Origin of the sequence: Pseudomonas sp. S60 (assembly GCF_016647865.1) — a bacterium.
Lineage (GTDB): Bacteria > Pseudomonadota > Gammaproteobacteria > Pseudomonadales > Pseudomonadaceae > Aquipseudomonas > Aquipseudomonas parafulva.
Map to the genome: position 1 here is coordinate 25,061 of NZ_JACVVH010000002.1, position 14,534 is coordinate 39,594.

Genomic DNA, 14,534 nt, shown 5'->3' on the forward strand with positions numbered 1-14,534 from the left:
AAAGACCCTGTCGGTTCAGGGGCTCAGATAGCACAAAGCCTGGCCGAGGCCAGGCTTCGTAAACAGAAACCCGTGGGCTACAGGCACATTCAGTACGCGAGTGCCTGCAGCGGCGGCTGCTGCCTTTTTACCATCTCTTGCTTAGGCGCGAAACTCGGCACGACCACGGTATACCGCCTTGGCACCCAGTTGCTCTTCGATGCGCAGCAGCTGGTTGTACTTCGAGACGCGGTCGGAGCGGCACAGCGAGCCAGTCTTGATCTGACCTGCAGCGGTACCCACGGCCAGGTCGGCGATGGTGGAGTCTTCGGTTTCGCCGGAGCGGTGCGAGATGACTGCGGTGTAGCCTGCAGCCTTGGCCATCTGGATGGCTTCCAGGGTCTCGGTCAGCGAGCCGATCTGGTTGAACTTGATCAGGATCGAGTTACCGATACCCTTCTCGATACCTTCCTTGAGGATCTTGGTGTTGGTCACGAACAGGTCGTCGCCCACCAACTGCACTTTGCTGCCGATCTTGTCGGTGAGGATCTTCCAGCCCGCCCAGTCCGATTCGTCCAGGCCATCTTCGATGGAGATGATCGGGAAGCGCTCGGTCAGGCCCTTGAGGTACTCGGCAAAGCCTTCGGCGTCGAACGACTTGCCTTCGCCCGACAGGTTGTACTTGCCGTCTTCGTAGAATTCGGAAGCTGCACAGTCCAGGGCCAGGGTCACATCGGTACCCAGCTTGTAGCCGGCTTTTTCGACAGCTTCAGCGATGGCACCCAAGGCATCTTCGTTGGACGCCAAGTTAGGCGCGAAACCACCTTCATCACCCACGGCGGTGTTCAGGCCACGTGCCTTGAGCACGGCCTTGAGGTGGTGGAAGATCTCGGTGCCCATGCGCAGGCCGTCGGAGAAGGTCTTGGCGCCAACCGGCTGGACCATGAACTCCTGGATGTCGACGTTGTTGTCGGCATGCTCGCCGCCGTTGATGATGTTCATCATCGGCACCGGCATGGAGTACTGGCCTGGGGTGCCGTTGAGGTTGGCAATGTGCGCGTACAGCGGCAGGTCCTGGTCCTGGGCGGCAGCCTTGGCGGCAGCCAGCGACACGGCGAGGATGGCGTTGGCGCCCAGCTTGGCCTTGTTCTCGGTGCCGTCGAGTTCGATCATGGCATGGTCCAGGGCCTTCTGGTCGGAAGGGTCCTTGCCCAGCAGCAGCTCGCGAATCGGGCCGTTGATGTTGGCGACAGCCTTCAACACACCTTTACCCAGGTAACGGCTCTTGTCGCCATCACGCAGCTCCAGCGCTTCGCGCGAGCCGGTGGAAGCACCGGACGGCGCACAGGCGCTGCCGATGATGCCGTTGTCGAGCAGTACATCGGCTTCCACGGTGGGGTTGCCACGCGAATCGAGAACTTCACGACCTTTGATGTCGACGATTTTTGCCATTGTTGTAAGCACTCCAGAATTGACGAAAACAACGCAGCTTAGGGAATTCTTGCCGTTCGCCGGGAGGGTTTGCGATGGCAGGCCCGGCGAAGGGAGCCCCTGACCGAATGGTCAGGGGTAGGTCGGGCGCTACTTTACCCGAGAAACGCGCTTTACGCGGTTTCTACCGTCGGAAAACTTTTCACCAGGTCGTCCAGTTGCTTGAGCTGGGCCAGGAATGGCTCCAGCTTGTCCAGGCGCAGGGCACAGGGGCCGTCGCACTTGGCGTTGTCCGGGTCCGGGTGGGCTTCGAGGAACAGGCCCGCCAGGCCCTGGCTCATCCCGGCCTTGGCCAGGTCGGTGACCTGGGCGCGGCGCCCGCCTGCGGAATCGGCGCGGCCACCCGGCATCTGCAGGGCGTGGGTCACGTCGAAGAACACCGGGTACTGGAACTGCTTCATGATGCCGAAGCCGAGCATGTCCACGACCAGGTTGTTGTAGCCGAAGCTCGAACCACGCTCGCAGAGGATCAACTGATCGTTACCGGCTTCTTCGCATTTGGCCAGGATGTGTTTCATTTCCTGAGGCGCGAGGAACTGGGCCTTCTTGATGTTGATCACTGCGCCACTGCGGGCCATGGCCACCACCAGGTCGGTCTGGCGCGACAGGAAGGCAGGCAACTGGATGATGTCGCAAACCTGGGCCACCGGCTCGGCCTGGTAGGGCTCATGCACATCGGTAATCACCGGCACATTGAAGGTGCGCTTGATCTCTTCGAAGATCTTCAGCCCTTCTTCCATGCCAGGCCCACGGTAAGAACTGACCGAGGACCGGTTGGCCTTGTCGAAGCTCGCCTTGAACACATAGGGGATACCGAGCTTGTCGGTAACCCGTACATATTCTTCGCACACCTTCATGGCCAGGTCGCGGGATTCCAGCACGTTCATACCGCCAAACAGCACAAACGGCTTGTCGTTGGCGATCTCGATGTTACCTACGCGGATGATCTTCTGGGTCATGGGTCAGGCCTTGTTCTTCTGGGCGAGGGCCGCCTTCACGAAGCCACTGAACAGCGGGTGGCCGTCACGCGGGGTGGAGGTGAATTCCGGATGGAACTGGCAGGCAACGAACCATGGGTGATCCTTGGATTCAACCACTTCCACCAGTGCACCGTCTTCGGAACGGCCGGATACCACTAGGCCAGCATCGACCAGTTGCGGCAGCAGGTTGTTGTTCACTTCATAGCGGTGGCGGTGACGCTCGGTGATCACGTCCTTGCCGTAGCAGTCGTGCACGTTGGAGCCGGCTGCCAGTTGGCAGTCCTGTGCACCCAGGCGCATGGTGCCGCCCAGGTCGGACGCTTCGCTGCGGGTTTCGACCGCGCCGGTGGCATCAGCCCACTCGGTGATCAGGCCCACGACCGGGTGGCCGCTGTTGCGGTCGAACTCGGTGGAGTTGGCGTCTTTCCAACCCATCACATTACGGGCGAACTCGATCACGGCCACCTGCATGCCCAGGCAGATGCCCAGGTACGGTACCTTGTTCTCACGGGCGTACTGCACCGCGGTGATCTTGCCTTCCACGCCGCGCAGGCCGAAACCGCCCGGCACCAGGATGGCATCGGCGCCTTCGAGCAGGCTGGTGCCCTGGTTCTCGATGTCCTCGGAGTCGATGTAGCGCAGGTTGACCTTGGTGCGGTTGGTGATGCCGGCGTGGCTCATCGCTTCGATCAGCGACTTGTACGCATCCAGCAGCTCCATGTACTTGCCGACCATGGCGATGGTGACTTCATGCTCAGGGTTGAGCTTGGCGTCCACCACCTTGTCCCACTCGGACAGGTCGGCACCGTTGCACTGCAGGCCGAAACGCTCGACGACGAAATCGTCCAGGCCCTGGGCATGCAGCACGCCTGGGATCTTGTAGATGGTGTCGACGTCTTCCAGCGAGATGACCGCACGCTCTTCAACGTTGGTGAACAGGGCGATCTTGCGGCGCGACGAGGCATCGACCGGGTGGTCGGAGCGGCAGATCAGTACATCGGGCTGCAGGCCGATGGAGCGCAGTTCCTTCACCGAGTGCTGGGTCGGTTTGGTCTTGGTCTCGCCCGCGGTGGCGATGTACGGCACCAGGGTAAGGTGCATCAGCATGGCGCGCTTGGAGCCGACTTCGACGCGCAGCTGGCGGATGGCCTCAAGGAACGGTTGCGACTCGATATCGCCCACGGTACCGCCGATTTCCACCAGGGCCACGTCAGCATCGCCGGCACCCTTGATGATGCGACGCTTGATTTCGTCGGTAATGTGCGGAATGACCTGAATGGTGGCACCCAGGTAGTCACCACGGCGCTCCTTGCGCAGCACGTGCTCGTAGATACGGCCCGTGGTGAAGTTGTTGTTCTGGGTCATGGTCGTGCGGATGAACCGCTCGTAGTGGCCCAGGTCCAGGTCGGTTTCGGCGCCGTCCTGGGTGACGAATACTTCACCGTGCTGGAACGGGCTCATGGTGCCTGGGTCGACGTTGATGTACGGATCCAGCTTGAGCATGGTGACCTTCAGGCCCCGCGCTTCCAGGATGGCCGCCAGGGAAGCCGAGGCAATGCCTTTCCCCAATGAAGAAACAACACCGCCCGTGACGAATATGTAGCGCGTCATGAAAAACCCTAGAAGTCTGCGTTAAGGCGGCCAGCGCCGCCGGAGAAAGCGAAGGAAGGCCGAAGCCTCCGATCACCTGCGTCAATCACAGTGCATCTCGAAAAACTGCCGCGTCTGTACAGACCAGGGGTATCCCCGGCATGGAGCTCGCTCGTCATTTCTCAGAATCAGCCCAGCAAAAAACTGCTTGGTAATCGGCAACCCCTGTGTTTTCGCGGAACCCACAGAAGCTGTATCAAGAAGGGAGGGTAGTCTACCCGAATGTACCCATCAGCTCAAACCTTGCGCGCTGCTCGGCAGTACCCAGTGCAGCCGGCAATCGCCCCGCCCCAGGCCTGGCAGGTTGGCGACCGCCAGCAGCTGCTCGCCCTGGTACAGCAACGGCAGGCGTGCGCGCAGGAAGTGCGGCACTTGCAGCTCGTTGAGCAGGCGCTTGAGGTCACGCCGCCCCCGCCCGGGCACGTCCAGCACTTCGCCACCTTGGCGGTAGGCAATGCGCAGGCCTGCCAGCGCAGCTGCGCCAACAAGTCGCACGCAGCCGTTACCAGTCAACGCCAGAGGCGCCCCGGCATCGGCCCAGTTCAGGCCGCCTGCAGGCTGTCGCAACCAATCACCACTCAGCCACCAGATACGCCCTTGACTGCGCAGCACCTGCCCATCGGCAAGCCGCCACACGGGCTGGGCATCGGCTGCTGCGTCGCGCAAATCTGCCCACCCGGCCCAATGACGTGTATCGGGCAGTCGGGTACGGCTGCTGAGCCAGTATTCCAAGGCGTTACGCTGCCGCGCGGGCGACAGCGCCCCCAGGCTGGCCAGCGCCAGCGAGTCCAGCCCTGGCCAGGTGCCCGGTGCGCCTTGCGCGGCCAATGCCAGGTCGGCCCGGGCCAGCTCTTCGAGCAAGCCCAAGGCTTCGCCCAGGTGCTCGGCGGCGCGGGCGAGGCTCTGGCCGGCCTGGGGCCAGCGCCGCTCAAGCACCGGTACCACTTCAGCACGCAAGTAGTTGCGAGCGTACTGGAGATCGCTGTTGGAAGGGTCTTCAACCCAGGCCAGGCCATGCGCCTGGGCATAGCCTTGCAGCTGTTCCCGGGGGCAGCCCAGCAGCGGCCTGACCAGCGCCCCCTGCCCCAGCGCGCGCTGTTTGGGCATGGCCGCCAGCCCCCGCAGGCCTGCGCCGCGCAACAGCCGAAACAGCACGGTCTCGGCCTGGTCATCCAGGTGCTGCCCGGTGAACAGGATGTCACCCTGCCCCATAAGCGATTCAAAGGCAGCGTAACGGGCATCGCGGGCGGCTTGTTCCAGGCTGGCGCCGCGCACGACGTCGACGTGAATAACGCGCAGTTCTACACCGAGGTGGTCGCAGATGCGCTGGCAATGGGCAGGCCAGGCATCGGCAGCAGCCTGCAGGCCATGATGAACGTGAACGGCGCACAACGGTGGGCACGAATGGTGACGGGCGTAAGCCGCCAGGCAGTGCAGAAGGACGGTGGAATCCAGACCACCCGAGAAGGCGATGTACCAGCGAGGGGCGGTTACCCAGGGGGTTGGGTCGATCATCAGGGCCTCTGAAACCATTCGCGGGTGAACCCGCCCCTACAGGCAATACCTGTCTGTAGAGGCGGGTTCACCCGCGATAACCGGCAACGCCGGTGCCATTACCTGACAGCCGGAAAAATCAGACGCCGTAGCTCATCAAGCGGTCATAGCGACGCGCCAGCAGCGCGTCGTGGTCGAGCTTGCCCAGCATGTCCAACTGCTGTACCAGGTCGGCACGGATGCTTTCAGACATGGCAGCCGGGTCGCGGTGGGCGCCGCCCAGCGGCTCGTCGATGACCTTGTCGACGATGTTCAGGCTTTTCAGGCGCTCGGCGGTGATGCCCATGGCCTCCGCCGCGTCAGCCGCTTTGTCAGCGGTCTTCCACAGAATGGAGGCGCAGCCTTCAGGCGAGATCACCGAATAGGTGGAGTACTGCAGCATGTTCAGCTGGTCGCACACACCAATGGCCAGCGCGCCGCCGGAACCACCCTCACCGATCACGGTGGCGATGATCGGGGTTTTCAGGCGGGCCATCACGCGCAGGTTCCAGGCGATGGCTTCGCTCTGGTTGCGCTCTTCGGCGTCGATGCCCGGGTAGGCACCCGGGGTATCGATGAAGGTCAGGATCGGCATGCGGAAGCGCTCGGCCATTTCCATCAGGCGGCAGGCCTTGCGGTAGCCCTCGGGGCGTGGCATGCCGAAGTTGCGGCGCACCTTCTCGCGCACTTCGCGGCCTTTCTGATGGCCGATGACCATCACGGGTTTGCCGTCCAGGCGCGCAGTACCGCCAACGATGGCAGCATCGTCGGAGAAATGGCGGTCGCCGTGCAGTTCTTCGAACTCGGTGAAGATGTGTTCCAGGTAGTCCAGGGTGTAGGGACGACGTGGGTGACGGGCCAGGCGAGCGATCTGCCAGCTGGTGAGGTTGCCGAAGATGCTTTCGGTCAGGGTATTGCTCTTGTCTTGCAGACGGGCAATTTCATCGCTGATATTCAGCGAATTGTCGTTGCCTACCAGGCGCAGGCCTTCGATCTTGGCTTGCAGGTCGGCAATCGGCTGTTCGAAATCGAGGAAATTCGGGTTCATAGTCATCCGTCTTGGGTCTACGGCCAGGCGGCCGGCCGGTTGATCCGTTTGGCGCCATACCTTAAGGGATCAGGCGCATTCAGGTCGAGATTAAATTTGGTCGGTTCAACGATATTGCAGAAAGACGTTCTCACGCCCGAACTGGTCACGCAGTGTCTGAATCAGCCCATCGGCCGGGTCGATTGCCCACTGCTCGCCAAACTGCAGCATGGCCTTGGCGTCACTGCCGGTGTACTCCAGGGTGATCGGGCAGGCACCCCGGTGGCGGGTGATCAGCTCGCCCAGCCATTTCAGCCGGTCGCCCTTGAGCGCCTCGTGCGCCACTTTCAGGCGCAGGCTCTCGGCCAGTTTGGTACGGGCGTCTTCCAGGGTCATGACCTGCTTCACCCGCAGGCGCAAGCCGCCCGAGAAGTCATCGTTGCTGACCTCCCCTTCCACCACCACCATGGCGTCGGTCTGCAGCAGGGACTGGGCGGTGATGTAGGCATCGGCAAACAGGGATGCCTCGATGCGCCCGGAACGGTCATCCAGGGTCACGAAGCCCATCTTGTCGCCCTTCTTGTTCTTCATCACCCGCAGGGCAATGATCATGCCCGCGATGGTCTGGGTATCGCGCGAAGGCTTGAGGTCAATGATGCGCTGGCGCGCAAAACGACGGATCTCGGCTTCATACTCGTCGATCGGGTGGCCGGTCAGGTACAGCCCAAGGGTGTCCTTCTCGCCTTTGAGCCGCTCCTTGAGTGTGAGGGGCCGCGCCTTGCGGTGGTTGGCATAGACGTCGGCATCCACCGCATCGAACATGCCACCGAACAGGTCGATGTGACCACTGTCTGCCGTGCGGGCAGTTTGCTCGGCGGCTTTGATCGCTTCGCCCAGCGCCCCCAGCAGGATTGCCCGGTTGATGTCGATGTGGGCGTGGTAGGCCTTGATCTCATCGTGGAAGTGCGGGCCAAGCCGGTCGAGGGCGCCACTGCGCACCAGGGCATCGAGGGTGCGCTTGTTGACGCGCTTGAGGTCGATGCGCTCGCAGAAATCGAACAGGTCCTTGAACGGGCCACCTTCGGCACGTGCCTCGACGATTGCCTCCACCGGCCCTTCGCCCACCCCCTTGATCGCACCCAGGCCATAAACGATGCGCCCATCATTGTTGACGGTGAACTTGAAGTCGGAGAAGTTCACGTCCGGGGCGTCCAGACGCAGCTTCATGCTGCGCACTTCCTCCACCAGCACCACCACCTTGTCGGTGTTGTGCATGTCCGCAGACAATACCGCGGCCATGAACGCAGCCGGGTGGTGGGTTTTCAGCCAGGCAGTCTGGTAAGACACCAGCCCGTAGGCGGCGGAGTGAGACTTGTTGAAGCCGTAACCGGCAAATTTCTCTACCAGGTCGAAGATGTTACCCGCAAGCTCGCCATCAATGCCGTTATTGGCACACCCCTCGATGAACCCGCCGCGCTGCTTGGCCATCTCCTCGGGTTTTTTCTTACCCATCGCCCGGCGCAGCATGTCAGCGCCGCCCAGGGTATAGCCAGCCATCACCTGGGCGATCTGCATCACCTGCTCTTGATACAGGATAATGCCATAGGTGGGCGCCAGCACCGGCTGCAGGCCATCGTACTGGTAGTCAGGGTGCGGGTAGGCCAGCTCGGCACGGCCGTGCTTACGGTTGATGAAGTCATCCACCATGCCCGATTGCAGCGGGCCCGGGCGGAACAGCGCCACCAGTGCGATGAGGTCTTCCAGGCAGTCGGGCTTGAGCTTCTTGATCAGCTCCTTCATGCCCCGGGACTCAAGCTGGAACACCGCCGTGGTTTCGGCTTTTTGCAGCAGCTCGTAGGTCTTGCGGTCATCCAGCGGGATGAAGTCGATGTTCAGATCCGGCAGGTTTTTCTTGGCCTGCTCGCGGTTGATGATCTCCATCGCCCACTTGATGATGGTCAGCGTACGCAGGCCGAGGAAGTCGAACTTCACCAGGCCGGCCGCCTCGACGTCGTCCTTGTCGAACTGGGTGACCAGGCCGCCGCCTTCTTCATCACAGGCGATGGGCGAGAAGTCGGTGAGCTTGGTCGGCGCGATCACCACGCCCCCGGCGTGCTTGCCGGTACCGCGGGTGACGCCTTCGAGCTTCAGCGCCATGTCCCAGATTTCGCGGGCGTCTTCGTCCCCCTTGAGGAAATCGCGCAGGATCTCTTCCTGCTCGTAAGCCTTTTCCAGGGTCATGCCCACTTCGAACGGGATCATCTTCGACAGGCGGTCGGCCAGGCCATAAGACTTGCCCTGCACCCGCGCCACATCCCGCACCACGGCCTTGGCCGCCATGGTGCCGAAGGTGATGATCTGGCTGACCGCGTTGCGGCCATAGGCTTCGGCCACATAGTCGATCACCCGGTCGCGGCCGTCCATGCAGAAGTCGACGTCGAAGTCGGGCATGGAGATACGTTCAGGGTTGAGGAAGCGCTCGAACAGCAGGTCGTAGGCCAGCGGGTCCAGGTCGGTGATCTTCAGTACGTAGGCCACCAGCGAACCCGCACCCGAACCCCGGCCGGGGCCCACAGGCACGCCGTTGTTCTTGGCCCACTTGATGAAGTCCATCACGATCAGGAAGTAACCGGGGAAGCCCATCTGGATGATGATATCCAGTTCGAACTTCAGGCGGTCCAGGTAGACCTGGCGCTTCTCTTCGTAGTCCGGCGTGGTGTCCTTCGGCCACAACACTGCCAGGCGCTCTTCGAGGCCCTCGTGGGACACGTGGCGCAGGTAATCGTCGATGCCCATGCCGTTGGGCGTCGGGAAGTCAGGTAGGAAATACTTGCCCAGTTGCACCTGGATATTGCAGCGCTTGGCGATTTCCACGGTGTTGGCGATGGCGTCCGGCAGGTCGCTGAACAGCGCCGCCATTTCGTCGGCCGACTTCAGGTACTGCTGGTCGCTGTACAGCCGAGGACGACGCGGGTCGTCCAGGGTCCAGCCTTCACCGATACACACCCGGGTTTCGTGGGCATCGAAGTCGGACTGCTTGATGAACCTCACATCGTTGGTGGCAACCAGCGGCGCGCCCAGCCGGTCGGCAAGGGCCACGGCAGCATGCACGTACTCTTCGTCGCGAGGCCGGTTGGTACGCTGCAGCTCAACGTAGAACCGGTCGGGGAACATGCCCATCCAGTCCTGCAGCAGGGCCTGGGCCTCATCGAGCCGACCGGCCAGCAGCGCCATGCCGATGTCACCCTCACGGCCGGCAGACAGGGCAATCAGCCCTTCGCTGGCGGGGGCGATCCATTCACGTTGCAGAATCACCAGGCCATTGCGCTGCCCGTCGGTCCAGCCACGGGAAATCAGCTCAGTGAGGTTGCGGTAACCCTGAGGGTTCATGGCCAGGAAACAGATACGCGACAGCGGCGCTTCGGGGTCTGCACCGGCCAGCCACAGGTCGGCCCCGCAGATGGGCTTGATGCCTGCGCCCATGGCGGTTTTGTAGAACTTGACCAGCGAGCACATGTTGCTCTGGTCGGTAATGGCCACTGCCGGCATGTTCATCCCGGCCAGTGCCTTGGCCAGCGGTTTGATCCGCACCAGGCCGTCTACCAGCGAGAATTCGGAGTGGACGCGCAGGTGAACGAAGGGAACCGACATGGAAGATCCTGTAGCAGTGCTGAACGACAAGGGCGCAATTGTAGCGTAGTTGCGAAGGGATGTTGGGCCGCGCGGCTGGCCCCTGATCAGATCAGCGAATCGACCACGCCGTCACGCGCTTCCCAGGCCGCACGCACGGGGGCAAACGAGCGACGATGAATGGGCGTAGGCCCCAGGCGCGCGAGCGCTTCGAGGTGCACAGGCGTCGGGTAGCCCTTGTGCCCACCCATGCCGTAGCCCGGGTAAATGAGCTCGAAGGCTGCCATCTCCCGGTCGCGGCTCACCTTGGCCAGGATTGAGGCAGCGGCAATGGCCGGCACCTTGGCATCCCCCTGCACAACGGGTGCGCAGGGTACAGCCAGGCGTGGGCAGCGGTTGCCGTCGATCAAGGCCATAGTCGGGGTGATGTGCAACCCCTCCACTGCACGCTGCATGGCCAGCATGGTGGCGTGCAGAATGTTCAGGCGGTCGATTTCCTCGACTTCGGCGCGGGCAATGCAAAAGCTCAGGGCTTTTTCGCAGATTTCGTCGAACAGCGCCTCTCGGCGGGCTTCAGTCAGCTTTTTCGAGTCGTTAAGGCCCAGGATCGGGCGCAGTGGATCAAGGATCACTGCCGCCGTGACCACTGCACCGCACAACGGGCCACGGCCCACTTCATCGACACCGGCAACCAGGTCTTCGACCAGGTTGAAGTCCAGCCCTATCTGCATCTCAACGCCTCTCCAGCAAAGCCAGCACCGCGTCGGCGGCCTGATTGGAGGCGTCGCGACGCAGGGTGCGGTGAATTTCGTCGAAGCGCTCGGTCTGCAGGCTGCCATCGCGCACCAGTGGCGCCAGCGTGGCGGCCAGCGCTTCGCTGGTGGCTGCGTCCTGCAGCAACTCAGGCACCAGCTCACGCTGGGCCAGCAGGTTGGGCAACGACACGTAGGGGCTTTTCACCAGGCGCTTGAGTATCCAGTAGGTCAGCGGCGCAAGGCGATAAGCCACCACCATGGGACGCTTGAACAGCAATGCCTCCAGGGTAGCGGTGCCCGAAGCAATCAACACCGCGTCACAGGCCGCCAGGGCCTGGTGCGACTGACCGTCAAGCAGCGTCAACGCAAGCTCGCGGCCGCTCAGCATCTGCTCGACCTGGGCGCGGCGGCTAGCATTGGCGCAAGGCAGCACAAAGCGTACCCCCGGCACCCGCTCGCTCAGGCGCTGGGCTGCATCCAGGAACAACGCCCCCAAGCGCCCCACTTCTCCGCCACGGCTGCCTGGCATCAGCGCAACCACCGGCCCGTCACCCAAGCCGAGGGCGGCACGGGCAGCAGCGCGGTCGCACTCCAAAGGAATGGTGTCGGCCAGCGGGTGGCCGACGAACCGTACCGGTACGCCCTGCTCTTCATAGAAGCGCGCCTCGAAGGGCAGCAGCGTAAGCATCAGGTCGCAGCCCTGGCGAATCTTCAGTACGCGCTTCTGCCGCCAGGCCCACACGGACGGGCTCACATAGTGCACGGTCTTGATACCGGCCTGGCGCAGCTTGAGTTCGATCGTCAGGTTGAAATCAGGGGCGTCGATGCCGATGAACGCATCCGGCTTCTGCTCGATCAGGGTCTGGATCAGCAGCTTGCGGCGCTTGAGCAGCTCGCGCAGACGGCCCAGCACTTCCACCAGCCCCATCACCGCAAGGCGCTCCATGGGGAAGTAGGACTGCAGGCCCTCGGCTTCCATGAGCGGGCCACCGACGCCGATGAAGCGCACATCGGGGTGACGCGCCTTGAGTGCGCGCATCAAGCCCGAGCCAAGAATGTCGCCGCTAGCCTCACCCGCGACCAAGGCTATGCAAAGCTGGGCCATATCAGCGGGTGATGCCGCGGGCAGAGCTCACGATCGACTGACGGAACAGTTCGACCTCAGGGTACTGCGCAGCCGGTGCCTGCAACTCGCGCAGGGCATCTTCCACAGTCAGGCCCTGGCGGTAGACGATCTTGTAGCAGCGGCGCAGCACGTGGATCACCTCGTCGCTGAAACCGCGGCGGCGCATGCCCTCGAAGTTCATGCTGCGGGCTTCAGCCGGGCTGCCGAACACCGTGACGAAAGCCGGCACATCTTTGCCAATGGCGGTGCCCATGCCGGAAAACGCGTGGGCCCCGATGTGGCAATACTGGTGCACCAGTGTGAAACCGGACAGGATCGCCCAGTCGCCCACGTGCACATGGCCTGCCAGCGCCGTGTTGTTGACCAGAATGCAGTGGCTGCCGATGACGCTGTCATGGCCGATGTGGGCATAGGCCATGATCAGGTTGTGGTCGCCCACGGTGGTTTCGGCGCGGTCCTGCACGGTGCCGCGGTGAATGGTCACACCCTCGCGGATCACGTTGTGGTCGCCAATCACCAGGCGGGTCGGCTCGCCCTTGTACTTCAGGTCCGGGGTGTCTTCGCCGATCGACGAAAACTGAAAGATACGGTTGTGCTTGCCGATGCGGGTCGGGCCTTTGAGCACAACATGCGGGCCGATGACCGTGCCCTCCCCGATTTCGACATCGGGGCCAACGATCGACCAGGGGCCGACCTCGACGCCATCGGCCAGCCTGGCCGATGGATCGATAATGGCCCGAGGATCAATCAAATTCATAGGGAGCGTTCCGCGCAGGTGATCTGTGCCGAGCATACAGGCTTGCCGTCCACCAGGGCACGGCATTCGAACTTCCAGATCATGCTTTTGCGGCTGAGGAACTTCGCCTCCAGCACCAACTGGTCACCCGGTAGCACCGGTTGGCGGAAGCGCAGTTTGTCGGAGCCGACGAAGTAATACAGTGTGCCGTCGGCCGGCTTGGCATCCAGCATCTTGAAACCCAGGATACCGGCCGCCTGGGCCATGGCTTCGATGATCAGAACGCCCGGCATGATGGGGTGCGCCGGAAAATGGCCGTTGAAGAACGGCTCGTTGATGCTGACATTCTTGTAGGCACGAATGCTCTGGGCCTCGTAGTCCAGATCCGTAACACGGTCCACCAGCAGGAACGGGTAACGGTGAGGCAGGTATTCGCGAATCTCGTTGATGTCCATCATTTCGGGGGGAAGCCTGTAATAAGAATAGGGAGCGCAGGTGCTGACCACACGCTCCTTTTGCAATCCAAAGAGGAGCCAGCTAGCGACTGTTCACTCTTGCTCAGAAAATGGTATCAGCCTTCTGATGTCGGCTGGCCACCTGAGGTCACGGTATCGACGCGTTTTTCCAGCTGCTGGAGGCGCTTGGCCATGTCGTCCAGGTGGCGGATACGCGCGGCGCTCTTGCGCCAGTCAGCCAGTGGCTGCATGGCAGTGCCGGATGAATAGGCGCCCGGCTCGGTGATGGAGCGGGTGACCATGGTCATGCCAGACACAAAAACGTTATCACAGACATCGATATGGCCTACCATGCCAACGCCCCCGGCAATGGTGCAGTGCTTGCCGATGCGCGTACTGCCGGAAATACCCACACAGGCAGCCATGGCCGTGTGCTCACCAACGTGCACGTTGTGGGCAATCTGGATCTGGTTGTCCAGCTTGACCCCATCGGCAATCACGGTATCGGACAGCGCGCCACGGTCGACCGCCGTATTGACGCCGATTTCAACGTCATCGCCGATGCTCACGCCGCCAATCTGGGCGATCTTGCGCCATACGCCTTTTTCGTTGGCAAAGCCGAAGCCTTCACCGCCGATCACCGCACCCGACTGGATAACCACCCGCTTGCCGATGGTGACGTCGTGGTACAACGTGACCCGCGGGGCCAGCCAACCGCCCTCGCCGATGACGCAACGAGCACCGACCACGCAATGAGCACCAATGGTGACGTTGGCGCCGATGCACGCCCCGCTTTCAACGACTGCAAAAGGCCCGATACAGGCACTGGCATCCACCTGAGCATCACCGGCCACCACGGCGCTGGGATGAACACCCGCCACAGCCTTGGGTTTTGGGTCGAACAGGTGGGAAATGCGTGCGTACGCCAGGTACGGGTCCGCCACGATCAGCGCGTGGCCGGCAAAGCCTTCTGCATCCGCCGCCTTGAGCAGCACGGCAGCCGCCTGGCAGTTGTCCAGGTACTTGCGGTACTGCGGGTTGGCGAGAAAGCTCAGCTGGCCGGGGCCGGCCTCCTGCAAGGTGGCCAGGCCGGTGATGTTCAGGTCACCGGGGCCCTTCAGGGTGGCCCCGAGGGCCTCGGCCAACTGGCCAAGCGTCATGGTCAGGGTCAT

The 14,534-nt window shown here is 62.6% G+C and carries 11 protein-coding genes; all 11 read right to left on the reverse strand.

From position 1 onward, the window contains the following. Nucleotides 1-141: 141 nt before the first annotated feature. The 11 genes from eno to lpxD all read right to left on the reverse strand — a co-directional run bounded on the left by eno (nt 142) and on the right by lpxD (nt 14,534). Entirely contained in the window at nt 142-1,431 is a 1,290-nt protein-coding gene (gene eno / locus IAE33_RS00990; protein ID WP_028634999.1) for a phosphopyruvate hydratase, read from the reverse strand. Nucleotides 1,432-1,583: 152 nt separating this feature from the next. Beyond that, on the reverse strand, nt 1,584-2,429 hold the full coding sequence (kdsA, locus tag IAE33_RS00995) for a 3-deoxy-8-phosphooctulonate synthase (protein ID WP_028634998.1): 846 nt from the start codon (nt 2,427-2,429) through the stop codon (nt 1,584-1,586). Nucleotides 2,430-2,432: 3 nt separating this feature from the next. Further along, complete coding sequence (locus IAE33_RS01000) at nt 2,433-4,061, reverse strand: CTP synthase (protein ID WP_028634997.1); 1,629 nt, start codon at nt 4,059-4,061, stop codon at nt 2,433-2,435. Between the two features lie 270 nt (nt 4,062-4,331). Then, nucleotides 4,332-5,615 carry a tRNA lysidine(34) synthetase TilS gene (tilS, locus tag IAE33_RS01005; RefSeq protein WP_201161745.1) on the reverse strand — a complete coding sequence of 428 codons (1,284 nt, stop codon included), beginning with the start codon at nt 5,613-5,615 and terminating at the stop codon, nt 4,332-4,334. A gap of 118 nt (nt 5,616-5,733) precedes the next feature. Then, complete coding sequence (locus IAE33_RS01010; protein ID WP_201161746.1) at nt 5,734-6,681, reverse strand: acetyl-CoA carboxylase carboxyltransferase subunit alpha; 948 nt, start codon at nt 6,679-6,681, stop codon at nt 5,734-5,736. A gap of 105 nt (nt 6,682-6,786) precedes the next feature. Next, on the reverse strand, nt 6,787-10,311 hold the full coding sequence (dnaE, locus tag IAE33_RS01015) for a DNA polymerase III subunit alpha (RefSeq protein ID WP_201161747.1): 3,525 nt from the start codon (nt 10,309-10,311) through the stop codon (nt 6,787-6,789). Nucleotides 10,312-10,397: 86 nt separating this feature from the next. Beyond that, complete coding sequence (rnhB, locus tag IAE33_RS01020; protein WP_201161748.1) at nt 10,398-11,021, reverse strand: ribonuclease HII; 624 nt, start codon at nt 11,019-11,021, stop codon at nt 10,398-10,400. 1 nt (nt 11,022) lies between these two features. Continuing rightward, the gene (gene lpxB / locus IAE33_RS01025; RefSeq protein WP_201161749.1) at nt 11,023-12,150 is read right to left on the reverse strand and encodes a lipid-A-disaccharide synthase; all 1,128 of its coding nucleotides are present in this window, start codon (nt 12,148-12,150) and stop codon (nt 11,023-11,025) included. Between the two features lies 1 nt (nt 12,151). Beyond that, nucleotides 12,152-12,928, reverse strand: a complete 777-nt coding sequence (gene lpxA / locus IAE33_RS01030; RefSeq protein ID WP_028634991.1) for an acyl-ACP--UDP-N-acetylglucosamine O-acyltransferase — start codon at nt 12,926-12,928, stop codon at nt 12,152-12,154. Continuing rightward, complete coding sequence (gene fabZ, locus IAE33_RS01035) at nt 12,925-13,365, reverse strand: 3-hydroxyacyl-ACP dehydratase FabZ (RefSeq protein WP_056796416.1); 441 nt, start codon at nt 13,363-13,365, stop codon at nt 12,925-12,927. The genes lpxA and fabZ overlap by 4 nt, the downstream gene beginning before the upstream one ends. Before the next feature lie 113 nt (nt 13,366-13,478). Then, nucleotides 13,479-14,534, reverse strand: coding sequence for a UDP-3-O-(3-hydroxymyristoyl)glucosamine N-acyltransferase (lpxD, locus tag IAE33_RS01040; RefSeq protein ID WP_201161750.1), 1,056 nt, complete (start codon nt 14,532-14,534; stop codon nt 13,479-13,481).

Bases quoted from the DNA above. Each gene is read 5' to 3' on its own strand.
- lpxD (WP_201161750.1), bottom strand. From the start codon at position 14,534: ATGACCCTGACCATGACGCTTGGCCAGTTGGCCGAGGCCCTCGGGGCC.
- eno (WP_028634999.1), bottom strand. From the start codon at position 1,431: ATGGCAAAAATCGTCGACATCAAAGGTCGTGAAGTTCTCGATTCGCGT.
- fabZ (WP_056796416.1), bottom strand. From the start codon at position 13,365: ATGATGGACATCAACGAGATTCGCGAATACCTGCCTCACCGTTACCCG.
- IAE33_RS01010 (WP_201161746.1), bottom strand. From the start codon at position 6,681: ATGAACCCGAATTTCCTCGATTTCGAACAGCCGATTGCCGACCTGCAA.
- kdsA (WP_028634998.1), bottom strand. From the start codon at position 2,429: ATGACCCAGAAGATCATCCGCGTAGGTAACATCGAGATCGCCAACGAC.
- dnaE (WP_201161747.1), bottom strand. From the start codon at position 10,311: ATGTCGGTTCCCTTCGTTCACCTGCGCGTCCACTCCGAATTCTCGCTG.
- lpxA (WP_028634991.1), bottom strand. From the start codon at position 12,928: ATGAATTTGATTGATCCTCGGGCCATTATCGATCCATCGGCCAGGCTG.
- rnhB (WP_201161748.1), bottom strand. From the start codon at position 11,021: ATGCAGATAGGGCTGGACTTCAACCTGGTCGAAGACCTGGTTGCCGGT.
- tilS (WP_201161745.1), bottom strand. From the start codon at position 5,615: ATGATCGACCCAACCCCCTGGGTAACCGCCCCTCGCTGGTACATCGCC.
- lpxB (WP_201161749.1), bottom strand. From the start codon at position 12,150: ATGGCCCAGCTTTGCATAGCCTTGGTCGCGGGTGAGGCTAGCGGCGAC.
- IAE33_RS01000 (WP_028634997.1), bottom strand. From the start codon at position 4,061: ATGACGCGCTACATATTCGTCACGGGCGGTGTTGTTTCTTCATTGGGG.